This window comes from Pseudomonas sp. PA-4-8C, from assembly GCF_021606625.1.
Taxonomy (GTDB): Bacteria; Pseudomonadota; Gammaproteobacteria; order Pseudomonadales; family Pseudomonadaceae; genus Aquipseudomonas; species Aquipseudomonas lactis.
The window spans coordinates 1-8,557 of the sequence record NZ_WKCD01000245.1; the positions used below are offsets into that span (position 1 = coordinate 1).

The 8,557-nt window shown below is 61.1% G+C and carries 8 protein-coding genes and 1 riboswitch; of the genes, 6 read left to right on the forward strand and 2 right to left on the reverse strand.

The window, feature by feature from the left end; all coding sequences use genetic code 11:
* A partial coding sequence (locus GIW04_RS24375) for a TolC family protein (RefSeq protein WP_236479274.1) occupies window positions 1-627 on the reverse strand: 627 nt, incomplete at its 3' end.
* Window positions 628-823: 196 nt separating this feature from the next.
* A riboswitch (TPP riboswitch) is annotated at window positions 824-929 on the forward strand.
* Between the two features lie 149 nt (window positions 930-1,078).
* Here GIW04_RS24375 and thiC point away from each other — a divergent pair.
* The gene (gene thiC, locus GIW04_RS24380) at window positions 1,079-2,968 is read left to right on the forward strand and encodes a phosphomethylpyrimidine synthase ThiC (RefSeq protein ID WP_034134747.1); all 1,890 of its coding nucleotides are present in this window, start codon (window positions 1,079-1,081) and stop codon (window positions 2,966-2,968) included.
* A gap of 182 nt (window positions 2,969-3,150) precedes the next feature.
* Here thiC and GIW04_RS24385 read toward each other — a convergent pair whose 3' ends face one another.
* Window positions 3,151-3,897 (reverse strand): RsiV family protein, encoded by a 747-nt coding sequence (locus GIW04_RS24385; RefSeq protein ID WP_003188019.1) that lies wholly within the window; start codon window positions 3,895-3,897, stop codon window positions 3,151-3,153.
* Window positions 3,898-4,090: 193 nt separating this feature from the next.
* Between GIW04_RS24385 and GIW04_RS24390 the strand changes: the two genes are divergently transcribed.
* From GIW04_RS24390 to parE, 5 genes are all read left to right on the forward strand, one after another.
* Window positions 4,091-4,708, forward strand: coding sequence for an NUDIX domain-containing protein (locus GIW04_RS24390; protein WP_003188021.1), 618 nt, complete (start codon window positions 4,091-4,093; stop codon window positions 4,706-4,708).
* On the forward strand, window positions 4,699-5,148 hold the full coding sequence (locus GIW04_RS24395) for a DUF1249 domain-containing protein (protein WP_003188022.1): 450 nt from the start codon (window positions 4,699-4,701) through the stop codon (window positions 5,146-5,148). The genes GIW04_RS24390 and GIW04_RS24395 overlap by 10 nt, the downstream gene beginning before the upstream one ends.
* Before the next feature lie 97 nt (window positions 5,149-5,245).
* Entirely contained in the window at window positions 5,246-6,058 is an 813-nt protein-coding gene (gene cpdA / locus GIW04_RS24400) for a 3',5'-cyclic-AMP phosphodiesterase (protein ID WP_120247934.1), read from the forward strand.
* A gap of 178 nt (window positions 6,059-6,236) precedes the next feature.
* A complete protein-coding gene (locus GIW04_RS24405; RefSeq protein WP_032893865.1) occupies window positions 6,237-6,845 on the forward strand; it encodes a YqiA/YcfP family alpha/beta fold hydrolase in 609 nt (202 codons plus the stop codon).
* 46 nt (window positions 6,846-6,891) lie between these two features.
* Window positions 6,892-8,557, forward strand: a 1,666-nt coding sequence (gene parE, locus GIW04_RS24410; protein WP_236479275.1) for a DNA topoisomerase IV subunit B, incomplete at its 3' end; no start/stop codon positions are given.

Consider the following 8,557-nt stretch of genomic DNA (forward strand, 5'->3'; position numbering starts at 1 on the left):
GGCGTCGTCCACCTGGCGCTGGGCCAGGATGCGATTGGCTCGGGCAGTGTCGTAGCTGGCCTGGGATTGCAGCACATCGGTCTTGTCCGACAGGCCCACATCGAAGCGTTCGTTGGACTGGTCGAGCTGACGCTTGAAGGCGTTTTCTTCGGCCTTGGTCGACGCCAGGTTGTCCTGGGCACGCAGCACGGCGAAATAGCTTTCGGCGCTTTGCAAAATCAGGTTCTGCTCCGAGGCCGACAGTTGCAGCGAGGCTTGCTCGTTGACCGCGTGGGCGGCTTGCAGCTGGAACCAGCGGTCGGCGCGGAACAGTGGCTGGCTCAAGGTGGCCCGCCAGGAGTGGGCGTCACGGTTGGCCGTGGCGGCCGGCTGGTCGATCTGGGTGCGCACGTTGTTGCTATCGGCGCCGGCGGACAGGTTCGGCAGCAAGCCCGCGCGGGCCTGGGGCACCACTTCTTTTTGCGCGCCGTACTGGGCACGGGCAGCGGCCAGGTCGGCGTTGTTGTTCGCCGCTTCCTGATAGACGCTGACCAGGTCGGTGTTGGCGGACAAGGGCGCTTCAGCTGCCCAGACCAGTCCGTTGGTCGCACAAGACACGGCAACAGCCAGTGAGAGTTTGCGCAGCATGAGGCGATCCCTAGTATGAATATTACGGTGATAATTCAGCGCCCAAGGCTAAGGCTGGCCATGCCTGGCGTCAAGCCTTGAGGCCGTGCCCGAGTGTAGTAGCGGGGCCTGCGCACAACAATCCCACGATCACGCCATTCATCACGCTGAATAAACCGCTATTGGCAATTTGCCCACGCCATGGTCTAGACTGGCCGCGTTCTTGTCGGGGTGCCTTGTTGGAAGGCTGAGATCGGTAAATACCGGATCCCGTTGAACCTGATCAGGTTAGCGCCTGCGTAGGGAACAAGATTTCTCGTCACCCGGCGAGTCCTCTTGTGCTTCGTCCGGGATGTTGTTCGACAATCGAACAGCCCTCGTGCGCCAAGCACAGCACTGGTTCCAGTGCGTCCGTCCGTCACAGGTTCGCTCCGACAAAAATCCACCGCCTGGATAAGTTGGAGAGCCTGTGATGAGTACAAAACTAAAAAATACCGTGCACCTGAGTGAATCGGCCAAGGTCGACTCCGGCTCCGTGCAGCCGTTTACCCGCTCGCAAAAAATCTACGTGCAGGGCTCCCGCCCGGATATTCGCGTGCCGATGCGTGAAATCAGCCTGGACGTGACCCCCACCGATTTCGGCGGTGAAATCAACGCGCCGGTTACCGTCTACGATACATCCGGCCCCTACACCGACCCGAATGTGATTATCGACGTGCGCAAAGGCCTGGCCGACGTGCGCTCGCCGTGGATCGAAGTACGCGACGACACCGAGCGCCTGCCCGGTCTCACCTCGCACTTCGGCCAGCAGCGCTTGAGCGATGCCGAGCTGACCGCCCTGCGTTTTGCCCATGTAAAGAACCCGCGCCGCGCCAGGGCCGGTGCCAACGTCACGCAGATGCATTACGCGCGCAAAGGCATCATCACGGCCGAGATGGAATATGTCGCCATCCGCGAAAACATGAAGCTTGAAGAAGCCCGTGCCAGTGGCTTGCTGGATCAGCAGCACGCCGGCCACAGCTTCGGCGCCAGCGTGCCGAAAATCATCACGCCTGAATTCGTACGCGAAGAAATCGCCCGGGGCCGCGCGATCATCCCGGCCAACATCAACCACACCGAGCTGGAACCGATGATCATCGGCCGTAACTTCCTGGTGAAGATCAACGGCAACATCGGCAACAGCGCCCTGGGTTCGTCCATCGAAGAGGAAGTGGCGAAGCTCACCTGGGGCATTCGCTGGGGCTCGGACACGGTGATGGACCTGTCCACCGGCAAGCACATCCACGAAACCCGCGAGTGGATCATCCGCAACTCGCCAGTGCCAATCGGTACTGTGCCGATCTACCAGGCCCTGGAAAAAGTCGGTGGCGCAGCCGAAGACCTGACCTGGGAGCTGTTCCGCGACACCTTGATCGAACAGGCCGAGCAGGGCGTCGACTACTTCACCATCCACGCTGGGGTATTGCTGCGGTATGTGCCGCTGACTGCCAAGCGCGTGACCGGCATCGTCTCCCGTGGGGGTTCGATCATGGCCAAGTGGTGCCTGGCCCACCACAAAGAGAATTTCACCTACACGCATTTCGACGAAATCTGCGAAATCATGAAGGCCTATGACGTCAGCTTCTCCCTTGGCGATGGCTTGCGCCCGGGTTCGATTGCCGACGCCAACGACGCCGCGCAGTTCGGCGAACTGGAAACCCTGGGCGAACTGACCAAAACCGCCTGGAAGCACGACGTGCAAACCATGATCGAAGGCCCCGGCCATGTGCCGATGCAGTTGATCAAGGAGAACATGGACAAGCAACTGGAGTGCTGCGACGAGGCGCCGTTCTACACCCTAGGCCCGCTGACCACCGACATTGCGCCCGGCTATGATCACATCACTTCGGGTATCGGCGCGGCAATGATCGGCTGGTTCGGTTGTGCCATGCTCTGCTACGTCACACCCAAGGAACACCTGGGCTTGCCGAACAAGGACGACGTGAAGACCGGGATCATTACCTACAAGATCGCGGCCCACGCGGCCGACCTCGCCAAAGGCCACCCCGGCGCGCAGATTCGCGATAACGCCTTGAGCAAGGCGCGCTTCGAGTTCCGCTGGGAAGACCAGTTCAACCTCGGCCTGGACCCGGATACCGCACGTTCGTACCACGATGAAACCTTGCCGAAGGATTCGGCCAAGGTCGCGCATTTCTGTTCGATGTGCGGGCCTAAGTTCTGCTCGATGAAAATCACCCAGGAAGTGCGTGAGTACGCGGCGAACCAGCGTATCGATGCGGTGGATGTGGATGTGGCCAAGGGCTTGGCCGAGCAGGCTGAGCGGTTCAAGCAGGAAGGTAGCCAGCTCTACAAGAAGGTCTGATCCCTAGGCGGCGGTGTCTGCACCGCCGTCATCGCGGGCAAGCCCGGCTCCCACAGTTGGCCGAGTGGTACACAGATTTTGTGTTCACAAACGGTCCCCTGTGGGAGTCGGGCTTGCCCGCGATAACGATCCGACAAACACCCAATCTCCCTCTGCAATAACACCCTTGAACCGTCAACCGATCAACGGCGTGCCGGCACCAGTTCAGGCTTGATCACACCGGTGAGGCGCGTATAGGGCAGGGTGATTTCGATCAGCCCCTGTGCGTAAGGGGCGATGGTGCTGACGTTGTACTTGAGCACCACGCCGCCGCTGGTCAGGGCCACGTTCGGGGTTTTCTGAAACGGCCAGCTCTTCACGAATTCTGGGTCGCGGTCCATCTTGGTGCTGATCAACCAGCTGTTGTGGGCAACTTTAGCGGTATTCCAGAAGGCTTGCTCCTGGCCGGGCAACAGCATGTCGGCCAGGGTCAGTTCCTTATGCAGAATCCGTGAATAGTTGATAAACCCGCGGCCTGGCTCGCCGTGGGCGACACCTGTGTCCAGGTAGCTGGACACTTCAACGATCACCAGTCCGTCATGCTGGTCACGTACCTTGGCTTGCAAGTACATGCCGTGGCGGTCTGGCGACTCACGCAGGAAGGTGTTTCGATAGGCGTTCAGGCTCGCCGGCACGCTGGCGCCAGGCGTGGTGCGGGTCATTTGCAGCAGGCGCTGTTCCACCAGGCTGTCCAGTTGTGGCTCGGCAGGGAAATGCACGGTGTCGATGTTCACCAGCGGGCAGGCCGGGCTGTCGCAGCCGGGCTTGATCTGCTCCGACTTGTCGGTGGTAACGTCCAGCGGCTTGAGATAGGCGGGTTGGAACAGGCTCTGGCAAGCACCCAGGGTCAAAGCAATACAGGCCACGGAGGCGATTCTTAAAAGCGACATGTGTGTCCTTCGTAAATCGATGGAAAGCGAAAAGAGTAGCGCTTGGACTGCCAACGTGGCCGCCAGTTCGCCACTAAACTGATTGCAGTGAGTTTGACGTTCGCCGCCTCTCCCGGCAACCGCAAAGGGGCTGCATCAACGGGCGTCGGCGCGTTAGGATGGCGCCCATTGCACGAGCTTAACGAGGGACACCATGACCGACATCGCGAAGTCGACACCGAACAAGATCGAGATTGTTCAGCGTGACAATGCCTATAAAGGCTTCTACAAGCTCGATCGCGTGCAACTGCGCCATGAAAAATTCGACGGCGGCATGAGCCGGGTGATCAACCGCGAAGTGTTCGTGCGTCATGACGCCGTGTGCGTGCTGCCCTACGACCCGCAGCGCGATGAGGTGGTGCTGATCGAACAGTTCCGCGTCGGCGCCATGGGCCGTGCCGATAACCCCTGGCTGGTGGAGATGGTCGCCGGCCTGATTGACAAGGATGAGCAACCCGAGGAGGTTGCACACCGCGAGGCCGAAGAGGAAGCTGGGCTGACATTCTCCGCGCTGTGGCCGATCACCAAGTATTTCCCGTCGCCTGGCGGCAGTACCGAATTTGTCCACCTGTACCTGGGCCGTTGCGACAGCTCGGGCGCGGGTGGGGTCCATGGATTGGAAGAAGAAGCAGAAGATATCCGCGTCACCGCCTGGGCCTTCGAAGATGCCTTGCAGGCGGTGCGCGACGGCAAGATTTCCAACGCAGCCAGCATTATCGCCCTGCAATGGCTTGCGCTTAATCGCGCGGAAGTGAGGGGGTTATGGCAGTAAAGGCACGGGAACGTTATCGAGTTGACCTGATCGGGCTGCAAGCGGCCTGCGAGGCCAACTATGCGCGGCTGATGCGCCTGCTCCCGGACATGCGCCACGCCCCCCAGGCGCGGCGCATTGCTGTCACCCACGGCGACCAGATGCTCGGCGTGCTGACCCTGGAAGTCATTCTCACCTGCCCCTACACCACCACCCTGCGGGTACGCCAGGAGCACAGCCTGCCGTGGTTGCCGGTGCCGCAATTGGAAGTGCAGGTGTACCACGACGCGCGTATGGCCGAAGTGATCAGCGCCGAACATGCGCGACGCTTTCGCAGCATCTATCCTTACCCGAACGTGTTCATGCACCAGCCCGATGAGAAAGCACAGCTCAATGTGTTCCTCGGCGAATGGCTCAGCCACTGCCTGGCCTTGGGCCATGAGTTTGAAGTGGTGCGGTAGATGTGAACTGCGTCTGTTTCCTTGGGTTTCCTCTTTGTGTCCTGCCCCAGCATAATCGCGCCAATTATCCATTCCTGTAGTTGCCAGGGAGAGCGCCTTGCCGAGTGTATCCGCCGTGAATCCTGATGCCGTGTTGCTGGTGCAGTTGTCCGACAGCCATCTGTTTGCTGACGCTGACGCCACGCTGCTGGGCATGAACACCCGTGAAAGCCTGCAGCGGGTAGTCGAGTTGGTGCGCGCGCAACAGCCGGCCATCGACCTGATACTGGCGACCGGCGACCTGTCCCAGGATGGCACGCTGGCGTCCTACCAGCAGTTTCGCGATTTGACCGCGTCCCTTGGCGCTCCGGCGCGCTGGATTCCTGGCAACCACGACGAACCGCAGGTCATGGCCCAGGCTGCCATGCACAGTGATTTGCTCGAACCGGTGGTGGATATCGGCAACTGGCGTATCACTCTGTTGGATTCGGCGGTACCAGGGTCGGTGCCGGGCTACCTGCAAGACGCGCAACTGCAACTGCTGGCGCAGGCCTTGAGCGAGGCGCCGGGCCGCCATCACCTGGTGTGTTTCCACCATCATCCGGTGCCCATCGGTTGTGCGTGGATGGAACCGATCGGCCTGCGCAACCCCGAGGCGCTGTTTGCCGTGCTTGAGCGCTTCCCGCAGACCAGGGCATTGCTTTGGGGGCATGTGCATCAGGAGATCGACAGCGAGCGCGACGGTGTGCGGCTGCTGGCTTCGCCGTCTACCTGTATCCAGTTTGCGCCGGGAAGTGAGGATTTCCAGGTCAGCGAGCAGGCACCGGGGTATCGCTGGTTGCGCTTGCATGGCGACGGACGGTTGGAAACGGGGGTGGAACGGGTCAAAGGCTTCGCTTTTACGGTCGATTACGGCAGCAACGGCTATTAAGGCCTGTAAACACTGATCAAAAGGTGGGAGCTGGCTTGCCTGCGATGACGGTGTACCTGGCGCTGACTCGTTGACTCAATCGCCGCCATCGCAGGCGAGCCAGCTCCCACATTGGGTCCGCTTCTGCCTGCATTCCCTGTAAACTGCGCCTCTTTGGCCTCAGCACGGAGAGCCCGGCATGTCCGCTTCGATCCTGTATATCCACGGTTTCAACAGTGCGCCGGCTTCCAACAAGGCCAGCCAGTTGACCACTGTGATGGATGCCCTTGGCCTGTCCGACCAGCTGCGTGTGCCGGCGCTGCATCACCACCCTCGTCAGGCAATTCTTCAATTGGAGCAAGCGATTGCGCAACTGGGCCGGCCACTGCTGGTCGGCAGCTCACTCGGCGGCTACTATGCAACCCATCTTGCCGAACGCCATGGCCTCAAGGCGCTGCTGGTCAACCCGGCGGTCAGCCCCCATCGGATGTTCGACGGTTACCTGGGCACCCAGAAGAACCTCTACACCGATGAGACCTGGGAATTGACACAGGACCACGTCACGGCGCTGGCCGAGCTGGAAGTACCGGCTCCCCAGGATGCCGCGCGTTATCAGGTGTGGTTGCAGACCGGGGACGAAACCCTGGATTATCGCCTGGCCCAACAGTATTACCGGGCCTGCGCCTTGCGCATCCAGGCCGGTGGCGACCATGGTTACCAGGGGTTCGCCCAGCAATTGCCGGCACTGTTGTGCTTTGCCGGCATTGGCGCAGATCAGTTTCAATCCTTCGATTTTTCGTCACTGTAGAAAATCGCAGGTCACTTTTTAATCGAACGACTCACGACGAGACCCCATGGCCACTCCCAGCGCTAGCTCTTATAACGCCGACGCCATCGAAGTCCTCTCGGGCCTCGACCCGGTGCGCAAACGCCCCGGCATGTACACCGACACCAGTCGGCCGAACCACCTTGCCCAGGAAGTCATCGACAACAGCGTCGACGAAGCCTTGGCCGGGCACGCCAAGTCGGTGCAAGTCATCCTTCACGCCGACCATTCCCTGGAAGTGTCCGACGACGGTCGTGGCATGCCGGTGGACATTCACCCCGAAGAGGGTGTGCCGGGCGTCGAGCTGATCCTTACCAAGCTGCATGCCGGCGGCAAGTTCTCCAACAAGAACTACCAGTTCTCCGGCGGTTTGCACGGCGTGGGTATTTCCGTGGTCAACGCGCTGTCGACCCTGGTGCGGGTCAAGGTCAAGCGCGATGGCAACGAGTACCAGATGACTTTCGCCGATGGCTACAAAGCCACCGACCTGGAAGTGATCGGCACCGTGGGCAAGCGCAACACCGGCACCAGCGTGTACTTTGCGCCGGACCCCAAGTATTTCGATTCGCCCAAATTCTCCATCAGCCGCCTCAAGCACGTGCTCAAGGCCAAGGCTGTGTTGTGCCCGGGGCTGCTGGTCAGCTTTGAAGACAAAGGTACCGGCGAGAAGGTCGAGTGGCACTACGAAGACGGCCTGCGCTCTTACCTGGAAGACTCGGTCAGCGACTTCGAACGCCTGCCCAACGAGCCGTTCTGCGGCAGCCTGTCGGGTAATAAAGAAGCGGTGGACTGGGCGCTGCTGTGGTTGCCCGAAGGTGGCGACAGCGTGCAGGAAAGCTACGTCAACCTGATCCCCACGGCCCAGGGCGGCACCCACGTCAACGGTTTGCGCCAAGGCTTGCTGGATGCCATGCGTGAGTTCTGCGAATACCGCAGCCTGTTGCCGCGCGGCGTCAAACTGGCGCCGGAAGACGTGTGGGAGCGCATCGCGTTCGTGCTGTCGATGAAGATGCAGGAACCGCAATTTTCCGGCCAGACCAAAGAGCGCCTGTCGTCCCGCGAGGCGGCGGCGTTTGTCTCTGGCGTGGTCAAGGACGCGTTCAGCCTGTGGCTCAACGAGCACCCCGAGCTGGGCCTGGCCCTGGCGGAACTGGCGATCAACAACGCCGGCCGTCGCTTGAAAGCCAGCAAGAAGGTCGAGCGCAAGCGCATCACCCAGGGCCCGGCACTGCCGGGCAAACTGGCCGATTGCGCCGGGCAAGACCCGATGCGTTCCGAGCTGTTCCTGGTGGAAGGTGACTCCGCCGGCGGTTCCGCCAAGCAAGCGCGGGACAAGGAGTTCCAGGCGATCCTGCCGTTGCGCGGCAAGATCCTCAACACCTGGGAAGTCGATGGCAGCGAAGTGCTGGCCAGCCAGGAAGTGCACAACATCGCGGTCGCCATCGGCGTCGATCCGGGCGCGGCAGACATGAGCCAGTTGCGCTACGGCAAGATCTGTATCCTCGCCGACGCCGACTCTGACGGCCTGCACATTGCTACCTTGCTGTGCGCGTTGTTCGTGCAGCATTTCCGCCCGTTGGTGGATGCCGGTCACGTCTACGTCGCTATGCCGCCGCTGTACCGCATCGACCTGGGCAAGGAAATTTTCTACGCCCTGGACGAAGCCGAGCGCGATGGCATCCTCGACCGCCTGG